The following is a 16,906-nucleotide window of genomic DNA, read 5'->3' as shown; positions in this document are numbered from 1 at the left end:
CCGCGCCGACGGCAGACCCACCCATGGGCCGTCGACGCCGCCGAGGGATGCCCACCGGCGCCGGGGCATGCCCACCCGAGGATCGTCGACGCCGCCGACCGGCTCTCAGCGGTAGGCGCCGCGCCGGTGGCAGTCCACCAGGTGGTCGTCGACCAGGCCGCACGCCTGCATGAGGGCGTAGACGGTCGTCGGGCCGACGTGCTTGAACCCGTGCTTCTTCAGCTTCTTGGCGAGCGCCGTGGAGCCGGGGGTGGTGGCGGGCACGTCGGTGCCGTCCTTGGGGGCCGGGGCGTCCGGGTCGGCGTACGCCCAGACCAGCGCGGCCAGGCCGTCGGGCAGGTCCAGCGCCGCGCGGGCGTTCGCGATCGTCGCGTCGATCTTCCGGCGGTTCCGGACGATCGAGGCGTCGGCCATCAGCCGCTCGACGTCGGCCGGGCCGTACGCCGCGACCTTCTCCGGGTCGAAGTCGTCGAACCCCCGCCGGAACCCCTCGCGCTTGCGCAGGATCGTGAGCCACGACAGGCCGGACTGGAACGCTTCCAGGCACAGTCGCTCGTACAGGCCCCGGTCGTCGCGGACCGGGCGGCCCCACTCGTCGTCGTGGTAGGCGATGTAGTCGGGCGCGGAGACGCCCCACGGGCACCGCGCCAGCCCGTCCGGGCCGATCACAGTCATTCGAACATGGTAGCGAGGCGGCGCAGCGACGTCCGCAGCATGAGCCGAGCCAGCGGCCCGACCGCGAACCAGCCCACCCGGCCGAGCGGCCCGAACGGCAGGTGGATCAGCTCCGCCCAGGTGACCCGGCACCGGCCCTCCGGAAGGTCGAGCAGGTCGAACCGGCCCTCCCCGCGGACCAGCGCCCCGGTGTGCCGCACCCGGACCCGGTGCGGTGGTCGCCACTCGCTGATCACCATGGTGTCGAGGAATCCGACCGGCCCGATCCCGGTCCACGCCTCCAGGCCCGCGCCGTCGCCCGCGCCGCCCTCCGCATGGGTGAACGGCACCCATTCGGAGTGCCGGGGCCAGTCGACGAGGACCTCCCAGACCCGCTCCGCGGGGGCGGCGACGTCGGCGGAGGCGTGCACCGCGACCGTGTTCGCCCTCACTCGTCCCGCTCCCGCCACCGGATGCTCTCGCCCGGCCGGTGACCCGCGCCGGCGTCGCCGTGGTCGGCGTCCCAGCCGGTGTCGTTCTCGGCCGCCCGGCCTGCGTCGTGCTCGACGTCCCGGCCGGCGTCTTTGCCGGCGTCGTGGTCGGCGACGGTGGCCTTGGGGTCGAAGACGACCTTGTCGACGATGGTCTGCGGCGGTTCGATGGCCCGCTCCCGGGGCGGCTCGTCCGCGCGCTGGGGCAGGGGCGGCAGGTCGTCTTCGCGCGGCGCGAGCGTGTCCGCCGGGTCGAAGTCGCGGTGCGTGGTCAGCGTGTCCGGCGCCGGGGACGCCGACGGGATGGACGGCCGCCACGAGGACTGCTCCGGCGGCTCGTACAGGTGTTGCCGCGCCTCCGCGAGCTCCTGCTCGAGCACGGCGATCCGCGTGTCGCGCTCGGTCAGCTCATGGGCGAAGCGCTCCAGCGCCTCGTCGGTGATCTGCTTGTGGTAGCCCCACAGCCCCATCGGCAGGCGGAGCAGCGCGGCGTCGGTGCCGCCGGCGGAACGCCGGCCCGGCAACGCCAGTGGCGGGTGGTCGGGGTGCTCTACGGACAGCTCCCCGCCGCCCCCGATGGCCACGACGACGATCGCCGCCAGGACGGCCAGCGCGGCGAGGGCCACGGTGATGGTGACGAGCATATGCCGATCGTGCCACAACCATGACGTACAGTGCGTCAACCCGGTCGGACGGACTTGCGCTCGGCCGCGTATGCCACGATCGGGACATGGACCTGCGCCTCGGGACCCGGATCATTCGCCCCGGGCAATTCGCGATCATGGCGGTCGGCCTGGTCGACGGCGCCGACATCGCCGAGGTCCCCGCCGACCCGGAGGCCGTCCGCGCGGCCCGGGAGCACCGGCGGGTGATCGCGGTGGCGCCGTCGTCCGAGGAGCAGGCCGTCGCCTGTGTACGGGCCGGGGCCGACCTGCTGGCCGGCGACGCCTTCGCCGGCGTCGCCGCGGCGACCGGGGCGGCGCTCCTGTGCTCGGCGCCGGAGCGGGCGGCGGGGGTGCGGCCGGACGGGGTGCTGGTCCGTGCCACGGACCCGTACGAGGCCGAGCGCCTCGCCGGGGCCGGTCACGCCGTCCTGGTGGACGAGGCCGAGCCCGCCGTCGTCTCGGTGTTCGCCTGGGCCGGCGCGCGCGTCTTCCGCACGGCCGACCCCGACCCGACCCGGCAGGTCCTCGACATGGTCGCGTCGATCACCGGAACCCGCCCGCCCGCCGTCTCACGCCGCGGCCTCGCCTGACGATCGCTCAGGGTTCGGCCTCGATGTAGTCCTCGGCGGTCGGCTGCAGGCGTACCGGCGAGCGCTCCAGGTGGTCGAACGCCTCCTCGACGGTGGTGGTCCAGCCGATCGCGTCGAAGATGCGGGGCCGGGCGAAACCCTCGTCCAGCAGGTGCTTCATCAGCTCGCGCAGCGGGTCGTACAGGCCGTCCGGGTCGAGGATCGCGATGGGCTTCTCGTGCAGGCCCAGCACGCGCGCGGTCCAGACCTCGAAGAGCTCCTCGAGGGTGCCGAGCCCGCCGGGCAGGACCAGGAACGCGTCGGATCGGCGGTCCATCTCGCCCTTGCGGGACCGCATGTCCTCCGTCACGATCAGTTCGCCGGAGTCGTCGTCGGCGATCTCGACGTCGACGAGGGCCTTCGGAATGACGCCGACGGTGTGCGCGCCGCCCTCGCGCGCGGCCTGGGCGACGGCCCCCATGCAGGACACGGTGGCGCCGCCGCTGACGAGCGCGTGCCCCCGCCGGGCCAGCTCGGCGCCGGCCTCGGCGGCCAGTTCGACGTAGCGGCGGTCGATGCGGCCGCTGGAGGAGCAGAAGACGCAGATCCGCATCAGCTTCCGTTCCCTCCGAGGTGCGCGTCGGCCTCCTGGGCGGCGCGCTCCTCCAGCTCGCGCTCCTGGGTCTCGTGGGCCCGCCTGATGACCTTGACGACCTCCTCCGGGTCGTCGGTGAGGTGGATCAGGTCGATGTCCTCCCGGGAGACCTTCCCCGACGGCACCATCTGGTTCTTGATCCAGTCGACGAGACCGCCCCAGAACTGCGTGCCGACGAGCACGATCGGGAAGCGGGTGATCTTCTTGGTCTGCACGAGGGTGATCGCCTCGAACAGCTCGTCGAGCGTTCCGAACCCGCCGGGGAGCACGACGAACGCCTGGGAGTACTTGACGAACATCGTCTTACGGACGAAGAAGTAGCGGAACTCCAGGCCGACGTCGATGTGGTCGTTCAGCCCCTGCTCGAACGGCAGCTCGATGCCGAGTCCGACCGAGACGCCTCCGGCCTCGTCGGCCCCCTTGTTCCCGGCCTCCATGATCCCGGGGCCGCCACCGGTGATCACGGCGTACCCGGCCTCGACGAGCAGGGCGCCGATCCGCTCGGCCAGTTCGTACTCCTCCGACTCCGGCTTGGTGCGGGCGGAGCCGAAGATGCTCACCGCGCGCCCCAGCTCCGACAGCAGGCCGAACCCCTCCACGAACTCCGCCTGGATGCGGAGCACCCGCCAGGGGTCGGTGTGCACCCAGTCGGACGGACCGCGGGCGTCGAGCAGTCGCTGGTCGGTCGTCGTCGAGGGGATCGCCTTGCCGCGAAGCGTTACGGGGCCCTGCCGCCTCCGGCGCCGCGTCTCGTCAGGTTGCATGGCCCAACGTTAGCCAGCCCCGCAAGCGGTTTTGAGCAATCGGACACCACCCTAACTACAGGACAACAAACCCATTTGTGCTGTTTGTCGTTTTGTCGGGCTCTAGACTTCGGCCGTGAACCAAGCGACTGAGGTGCTCGAGCCGGAGCCCGTTTTCGTCGATGCGACAGGCCGCCGGGCGCGGATCGCGCGCCGCCTGGGGATCGCGCTCGGGTGCGTCGTCGCCGCCTATCTCGTGCTCGTCGGCATCGGGCTGGCCACCGGATCGCGGGTGCCGCTAACCCCGTGGCCCGAGACGAAGCACTCGAAGTCGGGCCGCGGCCCCGCCGAGGACGGGCTCATGCCTCGCAGCGGAGGACACAACCCGCTTCCGAACCGGAGCTCCGCCGCCGGCGGAGCTCCGAGCGGCCCGGCGCCGACGGCCGGCGCGTCCCACGCGCCCGCGGGCGGCACCCACCCGAGCGCCACGACGTCCTCCAAGCCGACCACCGGAGCGACCACGCCGCCGGTGACGCCGACATCCGCAACCACCGTCCCCGGCAAGGGGCACGCCTACGGCCGGACCAAGAGCCCCAACCCGAGGAAGCCCTGATGGCACGCCGGGACCGCCGGCGTGATCCGCGCGGCCACTGGATCCTGCTCTTCCTCGGCGCCGTCACCCTCGTCGCAGGACTCCTGCTGACCGGTTACGCGCACAACGTGGTCGGGGAGTCGACGCAGCACAACTACGCGAAAAGCGGTTCGGCGCCGTCCGCGGTCGCGGACGGCGGTCCCGTCGTGAACCTGTCGGGCGGCGAACCGAAGAGCATCCGGACACCCCGCCGCACCATCGCGCTCACCTTCGACGACGGGCCCGATCCCCGATGGACACCGCGGATCCTCGACGTGCTGCGGCGTCATGGGGCCCACGCGACGTTCTTCGTCATCGGGGCACGCGTGGCCGACCACCCCGCCATCGTCAAGCGGGCGATCCGCGAGGGCAACGAGATCGGCTCGCACACCTACACCCACATCGACATGGCCAGTTCCCCGCCATGGCGCATCCGCTTCGAACTCGGCCTGACCCAGCGGGCGCTCGCCGGCGCGGCCGGCATCAACACCCGGCTCCTCCGAATGCCGTACTCCTCCGTGCCGGACGGCCTGTCCGCACCGGAGTACCGAGCGGCCCAGGAGGCCGGGAGGCAGGGCTACGTCGTCGCGCTCACCGACCAGGACACCGAGGACTGGCGGCGGCCGGGCGTGGAGAAGATCATCCAGGCCGCGACGCCCACGAAGGGCGCCGGCGCCGTCGTGATGATGCACGACTCGGGAGGAGACCGGGCCCAGACGGTGCAGGCCCTCGACGCGCTGCTGACCCGGCTGTCGGCCAAGGGGTACCGGTTCACGACGCTGAGCCAGGCGACGCGGCTGCCGTCCACCGACGTGCCCGCCTCGACCTTCGACAAGGTGACCGGAACGGCCCTGACCGCCGCGCAGCGCTGGTCCGACCTGTGGGCCGGCTGGTTCGGGATCCTCTTCGCGATCGCGGGCGCGCTGACCACGCTGCGGCTGCTGGCCCTCCCGCTGTTCGCGCACGTCCACGTACGGCGGGTCCGGCGCCGACCCCGCCGCGGGCCCTCGCCATGGCTCACCGCCGGGGGCGTCCCGCCACCGGTGTCGGTGATCGTCCCGGCGTACAACGAGGAGGTCGGCCTGGCGGCGACGGTCCGCTCCCTCGTGAACACCACCTACCCGTCGCCGATCGAGGTGCTGATCGTCGACGACGGGTCCACCGACGACACCCCCGTCATCGGCGACCGGCTGCAGCGGGAGTTCAGGAACGTCCGGCTCATCTGCCGGCCCAACGGCGGCAAGCCGGCCGCCCTGAACACGGGCATCGCGCAGGCGAGCCATGACGTCCTCGTCCTCGTCGACGGCGACACCGTCTTCCAGCGCGACACGATCGGCAACCTCGTGCGGCCGCTGGTCGACCGGCGCGTCGGGGCGGTCAGCGGCAACACCAAGGTGGCCAACCGCAAGGGTCTCATCGGCCGCTGGCAGCACCTGGAGTACGTCATCGGGTTCAACCTCGACCGGCGGATGTTCGACGTGCTGGAGTGCATGCCCACCGTGCCCGGCGCGATCGGCGCCTTCCGGCGGCAGGCTCTCGCGTCGGTCGGCGGGCTCAGCACCGAGACCCTCGCCGAGGACACCGACCTGACCATGGCGATCTGCCGGGCGGGCTGGCGGGTCGTGTACGAGGAGACCGCCGTGGCGTGGACGGAGGCGCCGTCGTCGCTGCGGCAGCTGTGGAAGCAGCGGTACCGCTGGTGCTACGGCACCCTGCAGTCGATGTGGAAGCACAAGCGCGCGCTGGTCGAACGCGGCCGGTCCGGCCGGTTCGGCCGCCGCTGCCTGCCGTACCTGGCGCTCTTCCAGGTCGCCCTGCCGTGCCTCGCGCCCGTGGTCGACGTCTTCGCCCTCTACGGCATATTCGTCCTCGACCCGCTGACCGTCGCGGGGTCGTGGGTGCTGTTCACGGTGGCCCAGGCGGCGGCCGCGATGTACGCGCTGCGGCTCGACGGCGAACGCCTCACCACGCTGTGGGTGATGCCCTTCCAGCAGATCGTCTACCGGCAGCTGATGTACCTGGTGGTCATCCAGTCACTCGTCACGGCCGTCCTGGGCGCCCGGCTGCGCTGGCACGTCATCCGGCGCACCGGGACGTTCTCGGAGGGCGACCCGCTGCCCTCCCAGGTCGGCGCCTGAGACCCGTACGGAGCCGTCCGACGCCCGTACGGAGCGTCGGACGTCTTCACCGGGCCGCCGGTCACGCGGACCGGCCACGCTCGCGCGGACCGATCACCAGTCGTACGCCCCTGCCGCCGACCGTACGGAGCCGTCACCGGCCGAAGCGGGTGCGGTCGATCTCCTCATAGACGTTGATCTTGTGGTCGATGAGCTCGAGGTCCTGCTGCAGTTCGTCGATGCGCGCGGCCACCTCGGCGCGGTGCGCGACGAGCAGGGCCTTGCGGTCGGCGGCCGTTCCGTTGCCCTCCCGCGCCAGCTCGGCGTAGCGGAGCATCGTCGCGATGGGCATCCCCGTCGCGCGCAGCCGGGTGAGCAGCGTGATCCAGGACAGGTCCCGCTCGGTGTAGCGGCGGTGCCCGCTGGAGTCGCGCTCCGGCGGCTCCCGGAACGCGCCGATGCGCTCGTAGTAGCGCAGGGTGTGCGTGGAGACGCCGGTATGCTCGGCCGCCTCCGCGATCGTCAGTCCGTGGGCCAGTGCCTGGGCCATGAGGTCGCCCTTCCGCGTCGATAACCGGGTCAAGGGCCGGGCACGGCTCACGTGGTGAGCCAGGCCCGCATTCGCTCCTCGCTGGCGAAGATACGCGGAATCTCCACGTACTCGTCACGCGTGTGCGACAGGCTGGGCTCGCCGGGGCCGTAGTTGACGGCCGGAATGCCCAATTCGGAGAATCTCGCCACGTCCGTCCAGCCGAGCTTGGCACGTGCCTCGCCGCCGGTGGCCGCGGCGAACGCGGACGCGACCGGATGCGTCAGGCCCGGCCGCGCACCGGGAGCGCCGTCGACCACGGTCACCTCGTAGCCTTCGAACAGCTCGCGCAGGTACTTCTCCGCGTCGCCCAGGGACTTGTCGGGCGCGAACCGGTAGTTGATCGTGACGACGCACTCGTCGGGGATCACGTTGCCCGCGACGCCGCCCCCGATGAACACCGCGTTGAGGCCCTCATGGAACTCCAGGCCGTCGACCACGGGGCGGCTCGGCTCGTACGCCCGCAGGACGTCGAGGACCGCGCCGGCGTGGTGGATGGCGTTCGAGCCCATCCACGACCGCGCGCTGTGCGCCCGCTCGCCCGGGACCTTGACCTCCACGCGGATGGTGCCCTGACAGCCGCCCTCCACGATGCCACCCGACGGCTCCATGAGGACCGCGAAGTCGGCCTGCAGCAGCTCGGGGCGGGTCTGCCCGATGCGCCTGAGCCCGTTGCGTGCCTCCTCGACCTCTTCGCACTCGTAGAAGAAGTAGGTGACGTCCCGGGTCGTCTCGGCGATGGTGGCCAGCTTGAGCTGCACGGCGACGCCGGCCTTCATGTCGCCGGTCCCGCAGCCGTACAGGCGGTCGCCCTCGACCCGGGAGGGGAGGTTGTGGTTGACCGGGACCGTATCGAGGTGCCCGGCGATCACCACCCGCTCGCTCCGGCCCTGCGACGTGCGCGCGATCACCGTGTCGCCGTCGCGTTCGACGGACAGGTGGGGCAGGGCGCGCAGCGCCTCCTCGACGGCGTCGGCGAGCGCCTTCTCGTTGCCGCTCACCGATTCGATGTCGACGATCGCCGCGGTGAGGGAGGCGACGTCCTGGGTCAGATCAAGCCGCATGCCGCATGAGCCTACGCCAGACGTGCCCGGATCCGGCCAGTCGCCCTCCCACCGGAAACCGGCGTCGACCTGGTATCAGCTGCGCGGATGTGACGATCTGCCAAAAAACGGCTGAGCTTAGGGGAATTTTCCACCTATTCGATGGTCCTGCCGTTGGATATTTACATATGTGGGAGCGGGCCCCTTTCACCCCCGCCGGAAGGAGCTCCCACCATGCCGGAACCCCCCGCCGGCCGCCTCACCCCAGGGGTGGCCTTCACGTACGACAGCCCCGTCCCCGACCGTCACGACCCGATCACCTCAGCCGCAGCCATACCCGGTACCACCGACCGCCACCCGCTCGTACGAGCGACCGCCGCGCCCGGTGGTCTCGGCCGTCGCGATCTGCTCACGCGGGCCGCCGCGATCGCGGGCGGTGCCGCTCTCATCGGCGCCGCCGACCTGGCCCGGCCCCGCCGCGCGCGGGCCGTCACCGCGCCTCGCGTCTACACGCGCGCCGAGTGGAGCGCCCGTCCGCCCACCTCGCCGGCCACGATCATCAAGGCGCCCGACCACCTGATCGTGCACCACATGGCGTTCCCCAACTCCACCGACTACTCCCTCGCCCACGCCTTCCAGCTGTCCCGCGACTGCCAGAACCTCCACATGGACACCAACGGCTGGAGCGACACCGGGCAGCAGCTGACCATCAGCCGCGGCGGCTACGTCATGGAGGGCCGCAACCGCACGCTCGAGGCCATCGGGCAGCGCAAGAACGTCTTCGGCGCCCAGTGCGCCAACGAGAACGGCCACACGCTCGGCATCGAGAACGAGGGCACCTACACCACCGAGCTCCCGCCCACCGCCCTCTGGAACGCCCTCGTCCAGACCCTCGCCTGGCTCTGCGACCTGTACGGGCTGTCCCCGGACACCGCGATCGTCGGCCACCGCGACTACAACCCCACCCAGTGCCCCGGTGACGCGCTCTACGCCCAACTGTCCCGGCTCCGATCGGAGGTCGCGGGCACGCTCGGCCTGGCGTCCGCCGCTCGCGCCGGCTCCGTCACACGATCCGGCCTGCCCGGCCCACGCACCCTCGGCGACCACGGCCCCGCCGTCGGCGCCACCGAACCCCGCCCCTGACGGCCGACCGGCCGTCACCTGATCCGGCCCGCTCACGGTCGACCCACCGTCGACCGCCCCGCCCACTCGCGGACGACCCACCATCGATCGCCCCGCCCACTCACGACGACTCGCCGTCACCTGACTCGGCCCGCTCACGACGACTCGCCGTCGACCGATCCGCCCGCCCACGGCGACCCGCCGTCACCGGGCCCGCGCACGTGGCATGCCCCGCCCCCAGGGGCGGCCCCTCCCGTCCCGCCACACGACCCCAGGAGGAACCGTGGCCCCGTCCCCCCGCAACCGCATCATCCGCCGGCTGAGCACGGCGTTCGCCGCGCTCACTCTCGCCGGAGGCGTCCTGGCCGCCGGCCCCGCGGCCGGCGCGTCACCCAACCCGATCACCCACCCCGACAAGGACCACGCCGGCTCCAGCCTCGAGGGCAGCGGGTCCGGCACCGTCACCCCGCTCGTGTCCGGCCCGCTCGGCCTCGACGTCTCCAGCCACCAGGGCAACGTCAACTGGAGCTCGGTCAAGAGCAACGGCGCGCAGTTCGCGTACGTCAAGGCCACCGAGGGCACGTCGTACCAGAACCCCTACTTCTCGCAGCAGTACGTCGGGTCGTACAACGTCGGCCTGATCCGGGGCGCCTACCACTTCGCCACGCCGGACACCTCGAGCGGCGCGGCGCAGGCCGACTACTTCGCCGCCCACGGCGGCGGCTGGTCGGCGGACCACCACACCCTGCCCGGCGCGGTCGACCTGGAGAGCAACCCGTACGGGGCGTCCTGCTACGGGCTCAGCCAGGCGTCGATGCGCAGCTGGATCCACGCGTTCATCAACGAGTACCACGCCAAGAGTGGCCGGTGGGCGGTCATCTACACCAGCCTGAGCTGGTGGACCAGTTGCACCGGTAACAGCGACACGACGTTCGCCACGAACAGCCCGCTGTGGATCGCGAAGTGGTCGAGTTCCGCGGGCACGCTGCCGGCGGGCTGGGGCTTCTACACCTTCTGGCAGTACGCCGACAGCGGGACGTTCCCCGGCGACCAGGACGTCTTCAACGGAACCTCGGCACGTCTGCTCGCCCTGGCCGACAACACCTGATCGTGTGACGGCGCGGCGTGGCGCCGGGGCAGGGCTCCGGCGCCGTGCGCGTTCGCGTCCGGTCCGTCGGGGCTTCCGGGTCGCCGGATGCCCCCGTACGGGTCCGTCAGGCGCTCAGGCCGTGGTCGCGCAGGACGTCGTTCAGCTGCGACTTGTCGTGCCGTACGCCCGGCTCGAGGCGCTTGATCACCAGGACGGCGGGCATCCCGAAGGTGCCGCCGGAGAACTCCTTCAGGCGCGTGCCGCCGACGGCGACGCACCAGTCGGGGATCCGGCCGCGGCCGAGCTCCTCGCCCGTCTCCACGTCGATGACCGGCATCGAGGCGGAGAGGTTCGTGCCGGAGCCGACGACCGCGCCCGTGCCCACGCGGGCGCCCTCGACGATCATCGAGCGGCTGCCGATCATGGCCTCGTCCCCGATGATGACCGGCTTGGCGTTCGGCGGCTCCAGCACGCCGCCGATGCCGACGCCACCGGACAGGTGGACGTTCTTGCCGACCTGCGCGCAGGATCCGACCGTCGCCCAGGTGTCGACCATCGTGCCGGAGTCGACGTAGGCGCCGATGTTGGTGAAGGACGGCATCAGGACGACGCCCGGCGCGAGGTAGGAGCCCCAGCGGGCGATGGCGCCCGGCACGACGCGCACGCCGTCGAGGCGGGTCTTCAGCGGGATCCGGTCGTGGTAGTGGAAGTCGCCCACCTGCGCCCGAGCCATGCCCAGCACCTTGAAGCCGAGCAGGATGGCCCGCTTGGCGCGCTCGTCGACGATCACCTCGTCGGTGGCCTCGTCGACGAACGCCACACGTGCCTGCCCGGCGTCGAGCAGATCGACGGCGGCCACGATGACGGAACGGGCGTCGGTGTCCTCAGGGCTCAGGTCGGCCCGGCGCTCCCACAGCTCATCGATGGCGCTTGAGATCGGGCTGGTGAACGTGTCGGTCATGCCGGTGAGGATAGCGGCGGCCTCGGCGCAAGATGTCCGGCAGGGTGTGCGAACCGGGTACCTTCGTGCCGTGAGTCGGAGGAGTGGGCGGCTACGGCTCGCCATCATCGGATTGGCCACGACGCTCGTCATCGTCGGCGGCGCCATAGCGCTGTACGTCCACTTCCGCCCGTACCTCCACGGCACCAACTGCGAGGCCCGGACGACCGCCGGCGTGATGCCGCTCGACCTGGACCAGGCGGGCAACGCCGCGACCATCGCCGCCGTCGCGCTGCGCAAGAGACTGCCCGAAGAGGCGGTGATCATCGCGTATGCGACGGCGCTGCAGGAGTCGCACCTGCGCAACCTCGAGAGCGGCGACCGCGACTCGGTCGGCCTGTTCCAGCAGCGCCCGTCGCAGGGATGGGGGACGGTCAACCAGCTGAAGGACCCGGTGTACGCCGCGAACCGGTTCTTCAGTGCTCTCGTCAAGATCAAGGACTACACCGGCATGCCCGTCCACGAGGCGGCCCAGAAGGTCCAGCGCAGCGCGGACGGCACGGCGTACGCCCGGCACGAGGAAGACGCCAAGATCATGGCCGCGGCCTATACCGGGCGCGTGCCCGGCGCCGTGCGGTGCTGGTACCCCCCGAACAAGCGCAAGAAGCAGAGCGACCCGCGGCAGGCTCTGGAGGCGCTGGAAAAGGCGCTGAAGCGCAAGGACACCGGCGGCGACGCGATCACCGCGACGGCGAACTCCCGTGCGGGCTGGACCATGGCGACCTGGATGGTCGCGCACGCCCAGCCGTTCGGGCTCCGCGAGGTGCGCTACGCCGGTAAGCACTGGCGGTCGGAGCAGGGGCACGACGGCTGGACGCGCGACAAGGAAGCGCCCCCCGACCGGATCGTCATCCGCTGAGGCCCGCCGCGTCGGCCGTGCGGAGCCAGCCGTGGGCGCGGGCCGTGGCGGACGCCGTCCGCAGCAGCCGGGCGAGGGCGGGGGCGGTGCCCTTGCCGCGGGTGAGCAGGTGAATCTCGATCGTGGTCGCGGGGGTCAACGGCCGCCACACCAGGTGGGGCGGCAGGCTTCCGGCCGCGGACTGCCCGACGATGGAGACGGCGTCGTCCCGCGCCACCGGGGTGTGCGCGGCGTCGAACGACAACTGACGCGGTCGTAGCCGCGGGGAGACGCCGGTGCGGCGCAGGATCTCCATGATCGCGTCGTGGTGGCCGGGGTTGGCCTCCCGGGCGTGCACGAGCAGGGTCTCCTCGCCGAGGTCGGCGGCGGCCACCGCGCGACGGCCGGCGAGCGGGTGTTCGGCGTGCATGAGCACGCCCTGCGGTTCCAGTCTGAGCATGGTGCGCACCAGGTCGGGTACGGGCGGCGGGCAGCGCACCAGGCCCGCGTCGAGGGTGCCGTCGGCGACGCCGCCGACGATGTCGGTCGTGGCCAGCAGCCGGGTGTCGACCGTGATGCCGGGGTGCCGTTCGGCCAGGGCCGTGAGGAGGGCGGGGGCGGTCTCGTAGCCGAGGCTCGCGCTGTAGCCGATCGTGAGGGTGCCGTGCTCGCCGTCGGCGTAGGCGCGCACGTCGCGCCACAGACGGTCGGCCTCCTCGCACAGGGCCGCCCCGCGCTCCATCAGCACCCGGCCGGCCTCGGTGGGCTCGACGTACTGCGTGGTCCGGTCCAGCAGCCGTACGCCCAATTCCTGCTCGAGCTGCCGGACGTGGCGGCTCAGCGCGGGCTGGGCGATGTGCAGTTGCTCGGCGGCACGGGTGAAGTTGCGTTCCCGCGCGACGGCCAGAAAGCAGCGAAGGCGGTGAAGATCCGGCACGCGAGTCATCATACACGGGCTCCGACCTGCACTTATGCCGCAACGTTCTAAGCCGAGAAGCAACAGGTCTTTCCCTTCTCCGTCCGGTGCCGCCTAGGTTCGAGACGTCAGAAAGGACCTCCTCGAGAAAGGCGCGGGAAATGACTTCCACGCTGAATGCCGATGACGTAACTGCGCAGAGCAAGGCCGTTGTCCTCGATTACATGAATGCCCTCACCGACGGCGACTTCGCGGTGCTCCGCGATTTCTTCACCCCCGAGGCGACCTGGACGCTGGCGGGCGACCTGCCGTTGTCGCGGACGTGGACCGGGCCGGACGAGATCCTCGGCGAGTTCGTGCCGGCGATGGTGTCCCGGCTGGTGCCGGAATCCCTGGCGCTGGAATTCACGGGAGTGATCGCCGAGGGCGACCAGGTGCTGGCCGAGTGGAACACCCGTGCGCTCAGCAAGTCCGGCGGGCGCTACGACCAGCACTGCCTGGCGATCTTCACCGTCCGCGACGGCAAGATCGCGGCGGTCCGCGAGTACTTCGACACCCTGCACGCGAAGAACGTCGTTTTCGACTGACCTGTCGGCCCGCCGGTCCACCCATTCCCGAACACCCCGAAAGGCAAAGTTCCAAAATGAAGGCGATGCTTCCAAATCCCGCCGCCGACAAGCCGGTCGTCCTCGGTGAGGCCGCCGAGCCCGAGCCCGCAGCCGACGAGGTGGTGGTCGCCGTGGAGGCGTACTCCGTCAACCGCGGCGAGACGTTCCAGCTCGACGGCGCGCTCGACCGCCGCTGGCCGGGCTGGCGCCCGGGCAAGGACGTCGCCGGCACCGTCGTGCGCGCCGCGGCGGACGGCACCGGACCGGCGCCGGGCACCCGCGTCGTGGCCCACCCTCCGGCCTACGGATGGGCCGAGCGGGTCACCGTGCCCACATCGAGCGTCGCCGAACTGCCCGACAGCGTGGACGCGGTGACCGCGGCGGCGCTGCCGCTGGCCGGGATCACGGCGCTGCGGCTCCTCCGCGCGGCGGGCCCGCTCGCCGGCCGGCGCGTGCTCCTCACCGGCGCCAGCGGCGGCGTCGGCCACTACGTCACCGAGCTCGCCGCCGCGTCCGGCGCCCAGGTCACGGCCGTCAGCGCCACCGAGGAACGCGGTGCCCGGCTGCTGGAGCTCGGCGCGACGGACCTGCTGACCTCGGTGAACGACGCGACGGGCCCGTACGACATCGTGCTGGAGTCGGTCGGCGGCGACAGCCTGCCCGCGGCACTCGCGCACCTGGCGCCGGGCGGCCTGCTGGTCTGGTTCGGCCAGGCCAGCCGTACCCCGGTGACGCTCGACTTCTTCGGCTTCTTCAAAGGCCCCGACCAGGCCGCCATCAGGCACTTCGACTACACGGTGTCCGACGTGACCTACGGCCGGGACCTGGCCGCACTCGTCAGACTGGTCGCCGGCGGCCGGCTGCACCCCGAGATCGGCACGGTGCTCGACTGGAGCCGCACCGCCGACGTCATCACCGACCTGCGCGCCCGCAGGATCCGCGGCAACGCGGTCCTCACGGTCGGGTGATGGCGCGAGGACGCAACGACCCCATCCATGTAGCTCGGATCTACGTAGCTGGAATCCATGACGAACAACGTTGATCGACGCGGCACTAGACGCCGAGGCCGCGGCCGATGATCTCCTTCATGATCTCAGTCGTGCCGCCGAAGATGGTCTGGATCCGGGAGTCGAGGTACGCCTTGGCGATCGGGTACTCGCTCATGTAGCCGTAACCGCCGTGCAGTTGCAGGCAGCGGTCGATGACCCGGTTGCACAGCTCGGTGTTCCACCACTTGAGCATGGAGGCCTCCTCGGTGCCGAGGCGGTCGTCGACGTGCTCGGTGATGCACCGGTCGGTGAAGGAGCGGGCCACCGTCAGCTCGGTCTTCATCTCGGCCAGGGTGAACCGGTTGTGCTGGAAGCGGCCGATCGGGCGGCCGAACGCCTCCCGGGTCTTGCAGTACTCCAGGGTCTGCTCGAAGGCCTTCTCCGCGCCCGCCAGGGCCGTCACGCCGATCGACACCCGCTCCCTCGGGAGGTTCTGCATCAGGTGGATGAATCCCTGCCCCTCCTCGCCGAGGAGGTTCTCCCGGGGCACGCGGACGTCCTCGAAGTACAGCTCGGCGGTGTCCTGGGCGTGCATGCCGATCTTTTCGAGGTTGCGGCCGCGCTCGAAGCCCTTCATGCCGCGTTCGACGACGAGGAGGCTGATGCCCTGGTGCCCGGCGTCCGGGTCGGTCCGCGCGACCACGATGACCAGGTCGGACAGGATGCCGTTGGAGATGAACGTCTTCTGCCCGTTGAGGACGTAGTCGCCGCCGTCCCGTACGGCGGTGGTGCGGATGCCCTGCAGGTCCGAACCCGCGGCCGGCTCGGTCATGGCGATCGCGGTGACGAGCTCGCCGGAGCAGTAGCCGGGGAGCCACCGCCGCCTCTGCTCGTCGGTGGCGAGCCGGTTCAGGTACGCGCCGTTGATGTCGTTGTGGACCGCGAAGCCGGGGCCGTGGACGCCCGCGCGGGCCAGTTCCTCGTTGAACACGACGTAGTAGCGGTAGTCGGGGTCGCCTCCGCCGCCGTACTCCTCGGCGATGTCGATGCCGAGCAGCCCCTGCCGTCCGGCGGCCAGCCACACGTCGCGCGAGACGACGCCGTCCTTCTCCCACTGCTCGTGGAAGGGTGCGATCTCCTTGGCGATGAACGACCGCACCATGTCCCGGAAGGCCTCGTGCTCATCCGTGAAGATCTCGCGCCGCACCATCGGCCTCCCTCGGACTGAACAACCGACTCGCGAGTAATTTATCACTTACATGGCGGTCACTCCCGGCTCCAGAGGGCCGCGATCGGCCGATGGCGCAGCACCATCCCCGCCGACAGGACGCTCACCAGCACGCCGAGGACCGCGACACCCGCGAGCACGAGCGCGTACCGCGACGGTGACCGTCCGCCGGTCCGGGGACGGTCACTTCCGCTCACGCACGGCCGGCGTCGTGACGGTCCCCGGCGTCCCGCCGTTCGAGCCACGACTGCAGGCCGTCGAGGAGCCGCTCCACCCCGAAGGCGAAGTTGTCGTCCTGCATGGCATCGGCGTCCAGCGCCTTGTTCTCCTCCCACCACGCGCCATAGTTCGGGTAGCGGGAGGCGACCTGGTCGATGTACGGCCGCATCTCCTCGACCACCTCATTGGCGGTCTTGCCCGACGGGGCGATCGACCTTCGCCACGCGGCCTCCGTCGTGGCCGAGCCGATGACATGGGACATCAGCAGCGAGCTCGCGTAAGCGACCTCCATGCCCGAGAAGCCGGCGTCCGTCAGCACCCCGACCACTCGATCGCTCGTCCCCATCGCGTTGGGACCCATGGCGGGGCGGATGCCGAACAGACCCGTGACCCAGGAGTGGCGCAGGATCATCGCGCGCAGTCCGTGGGCCACGGCGGAGGCCGCGGTCCGCCAGTCCGCCGCATCGGTGTCCGGGATCTCGATCTCCCCCATGACCTCGTCGAGGGCCAGCTCGAGCAGGTCGTCCTTTGTCGCGACGTACCAGTAGAGGGAGGTGGCACCGGCGGCCAGCCTGCTGCCGAGGCGGCGCATGCTCAGGCCGTCGAGCCCCTTCTCGTCGAGCAGCTCGATGGCGGCGCGCACGATCTGCTCGCGGCTCAGCGTCGGCTGGCCACCGCGCGAGCGCGGCGGCCGGTTCCAGACGGAGTTCGCGACGGAATCCGCGTTCGACGACATTCG

The 16,906-nt window shown here is 71.4% G+C and carries 20 protein-coding genes; 8 read left to right on the top strand and 12 right to left on the bottom strand.

All coding sequences use genetic code 11. From position 1 onward, the window contains the following. Positions 1-105: 105 nt before the first annotated feature. The 3 genes from AB0I04_RS07705 to AB0I04_RS07695 are packed head-to-tail and all read right to left on the bottom strand — an operon-like array spanning position 106 to position 1,789. Complete coding sequence (locus tag AB0I04_RS07705; RefSeq protein WP_360880762.1) at positions 106-675, bottom strand: DNA-3-methyladenine glycosylase I; 570 nt, start codon at positions 673-675, stop codon at positions 106-108. Continuing rightward, entirely contained in the window at positions 672-1,106 is a 435-nt protein-coding gene (locus AB0I04_RS07700; protein ID WP_360880759.1) for an SRPBCC family protein, read from the bottom strand. The genes AB0I04_RS07705 and AB0I04_RS07700 overlap by 4 nt, the downstream gene beginning before the upstream one ends. Further along, positions 1,103-1,789 carry a hypothetical protein gene (locus tag AB0I04_RS07695; protein ID WP_360880756.1) on the bottom strand — a complete coding sequence of 229 codons (687 nt, stop codon included), beginning with the start codon at positions 1,787-1,789 and terminating at the stop codon, positions 1,103-1,105. The genes AB0I04_RS07700 and AB0I04_RS07695 overlap by 4 nt, the downstream gene beginning before the upstream one ends. Positions 1,790-1,875: 86 nt before the next feature. On the opposite strand from AB0I04_RS07695, the gene AB0I04_RS07690 reads away from it, so the two are divergent. Further along, the gene (locus AB0I04_RS07690; protein ID WP_360880753.1) at positions 1,876-2,400 is read left to right on the top strand and encodes a hypothetical protein; all 525 of its coding nucleotides are present in this window, start codon (positions 1,876-1,878) and stop codon (positions 2,398-2,400) included. A 7-nt stretch (positions 2,401-2,407) separates the two neighbouring features. Here the strand turns inward: AB0I04_RS07690 and AB0I04_RS07685 are convergent, their stop codons facing one another. Further along, positions 2,408-2,992: a TIGR00730 family Rossman fold protein gene (locus tag AB0I04_RS07685; RefSeq protein ID WP_360880750.1), complete on the bottom strand. Its 585-nt coding sequence runs from the start codon at positions 2,990-2,992 to the stop codon at positions 2,408-2,410. Next, complete coding sequence (locus AB0I04_RS07680) at positions 2,992-3,798, bottom strand: TIGR00730 family Rossman fold protein (protein ID WP_360880747.1); 807 nt, start codon at positions 3,796-3,798, stop codon at positions 2,992-2,994. The genes AB0I04_RS07685 and AB0I04_RS07680 overlap by 1 nt, the downstream gene beginning before the upstream one ends. 115 nt (positions 3,799-3,913) lie before the next feature. Between AB0I04_RS07680 and AB0I04_RS07675 the strand changes: the two genes are divergently transcribed. Further along, positions 3,914-4,390: a hypothetical protein gene (locus AB0I04_RS07675; protein WP_360880744.1), complete on the top strand. Its 477-nt coding sequence runs from the start codon at positions 3,914-3,916 to the stop codon at positions 4,388-4,390. Further along, positions 4,390-6,546, top strand: a complete 2,157-nt coding sequence (locus tag AB0I04_RS07670; protein ID WP_360880741.1) for a bifunctional polysaccharide deacetylase/glycosyltransferase family 2 protein — start codon at positions 4,390-4,392, stop codon at positions 6,544-6,546. The genes AB0I04_RS07675 and AB0I04_RS07670 overlap by 1 nt, the downstream gene beginning before the upstream one ends. Positions 6,547-6,679: 133 nt before the next feature. Here AB0I04_RS07670 and AB0I04_RS07665 read toward each other — a convergent pair whose 3' ends face one another. Beyond that, a complete protein-coding gene (locus tag AB0I04_RS07665; RefSeq protein WP_360880738.1) occupies positions 6,680-7,075 on the bottom strand; it encodes a MerR family transcriptional regulator in 396 nt (131 codons plus the stop codon). A gap of 47 nt (positions 7,076-7,122) precedes the next feature. After that, a complete protein-coding gene (dapE, locus tag AB0I04_RS07660; protein ID WP_360880735.1) occupies positions 7,123-8,178 on the bottom strand; it encodes a succinyl-diaminopimelate desuccinylase in 1,056 nt (351 codons plus the stop codon). 213 nt (positions 8,179-8,391) lie between these two features. Between dapE and AB0I04_RS07655 the strand changes: the two genes are divergently transcribed. Continuing rightward, positions 8,392-9,300, top strand: coding sequence for a peptidoglycan recognition family protein (locus AB0I04_RS07655; protein WP_360880732.1), 909 nt, complete (start codon positions 8,392-8,394; stop codon positions 9,298-9,300). Positions 9,301-9,562: 262 nt separating this feature from the next. Then, positions 9,563-10,387: a lysozyme gene (locus tag AB0I04_RS07650; protein ID WP_360880729.1), complete on the top strand. Its 825-nt coding sequence runs from the start codon at positions 9,563-9,565 to the stop codon at positions 10,385-10,387. 106 nt (positions 10,388-10,493) lie between these two features. Here the strand turns inward: AB0I04_RS07650 and AB0I04_RS07645 are convergent, their stop codons facing one another. Further along, entirely contained in the window at positions 10,494-11,330 is an 837-nt protein-coding gene (locus AB0I04_RS07645; RefSeq protein WP_360880726.1) for a 2,3,4,5-tetrahydropyridine-2,6-dicarboxylate N-succinyltransferase, read from the bottom strand. A gap of 70 nt (positions 11,331-11,400) precedes the next feature. Between AB0I04_RS07645 and AB0I04_RS07640 the strand changes: the two genes are divergently transcribed. Beyond that, a complete protein-coding gene (locus AB0I04_RS07640; RefSeq protein WP_360880723.1) occupies positions 11,401-12,228 on the top strand; it encodes a hypothetical protein in 828 nt (275 codons plus the stop codon). On the opposite strand, the gene AB0I04_RS07635 is transcribed toward AB0I04_RS07640, so the two are convergent. After that, positions 12,218-13,144, bottom strand: coding sequence for a LysR substrate-binding domain-containing protein (locus AB0I04_RS07635; RefSeq protein WP_360880720.1), 927 nt, complete (start codon positions 13,142-13,144; stop codon positions 12,218-12,220). The genes AB0I04_RS07640 and AB0I04_RS07635 overlap by 11 nt on opposite strands. 140 nt (positions 13,145-13,284) lie before the next feature. On the opposite strand from AB0I04_RS07635, the gene AB0I04_RS07630 reads away from it, so the two are divergent. Both AB0I04_RS07630 and AB0I04_RS07625 read left to right on the top strand, forming a co-directional pair. Further along, on the top strand, positions 13,285-13,710 hold the full coding sequence (locus AB0I04_RS07630) for a nuclear transport factor 2 family protein (protein ID WP_360880717.1): 426 nt from the start codon (positions 13,285-13,287) through the stop codon (positions 13,708-13,710). A 65-nt stretch (positions 13,711-13,775) separates the two neighbouring features. Further along, positions 13,776-14,699, top strand: coding sequence for a zinc-binding dehydrogenase (locus AB0I04_RS07625; RefSeq protein WP_360880714.1), 924 nt, complete (start codon positions 13,776-13,778; stop codon positions 14,697-14,699). An 85-nt stretch (positions 14,700-14,784) separates the two neighbouring features. Here the strand turns inward: AB0I04_RS07625 and AB0I04_RS07620 are convergent, their stop codons facing one another. From AB0I04_RS07620 to AB0I04_RS07610, 3 genes are read right to left on the bottom strand one after another with little or no spacing between them, the layout of a single operon-like run. Continuing rightward, entirely contained in the window at positions 14,785-15,927 is a 1,143-nt protein-coding gene (locus AB0I04_RS07620; RefSeq protein ID WP_360881042.1) for an acyl-CoA dehydrogenase family protein, read from the bottom strand. A gap of 59 nt (positions 15,928-15,986) precedes the next feature. After that, the gene (locus AB0I04_RS07615; RefSeq protein WP_360880711.1) at positions 15,987-16,145 is read right to left on the bottom strand and encodes a hypothetical protein; all 159 of its coding nucleotides are present in this window, start codon (positions 16,143-16,145) and stop codon (positions 15,987-15,989) included. Further along, the gene (locus AB0I04_RS07610; RefSeq protein WP_360880708.1) at positions 16,142-16,903 is read right to left on the bottom strand and encodes a TetR/AcrR family transcriptional regulator; all 762 of its coding nucleotides are present in this window, start codon (positions 16,901-16,903) and stop codon (positions 16,142-16,144) included. The genes AB0I04_RS07615 and AB0I04_RS07610 overlap by 4 nt, the downstream gene beginning before the upstream one ends. Positions 16,904-16,906: the final 3 nt, after the last annotated feature.

The sequence above is a fragment of the Actinoallomurus sp. NPDC050550 genome (assembly GCF_040655075.1).
Taxonomy (GTDB): domain Bacteria; phylum Actinomycetota; class Actinomycetes; order Streptosporangiales; family Streptosporangiaceae; genus Actinoallomurus.
This window is presented reverse-complemented; position numbering and strand designations above follow the sequence as displayed.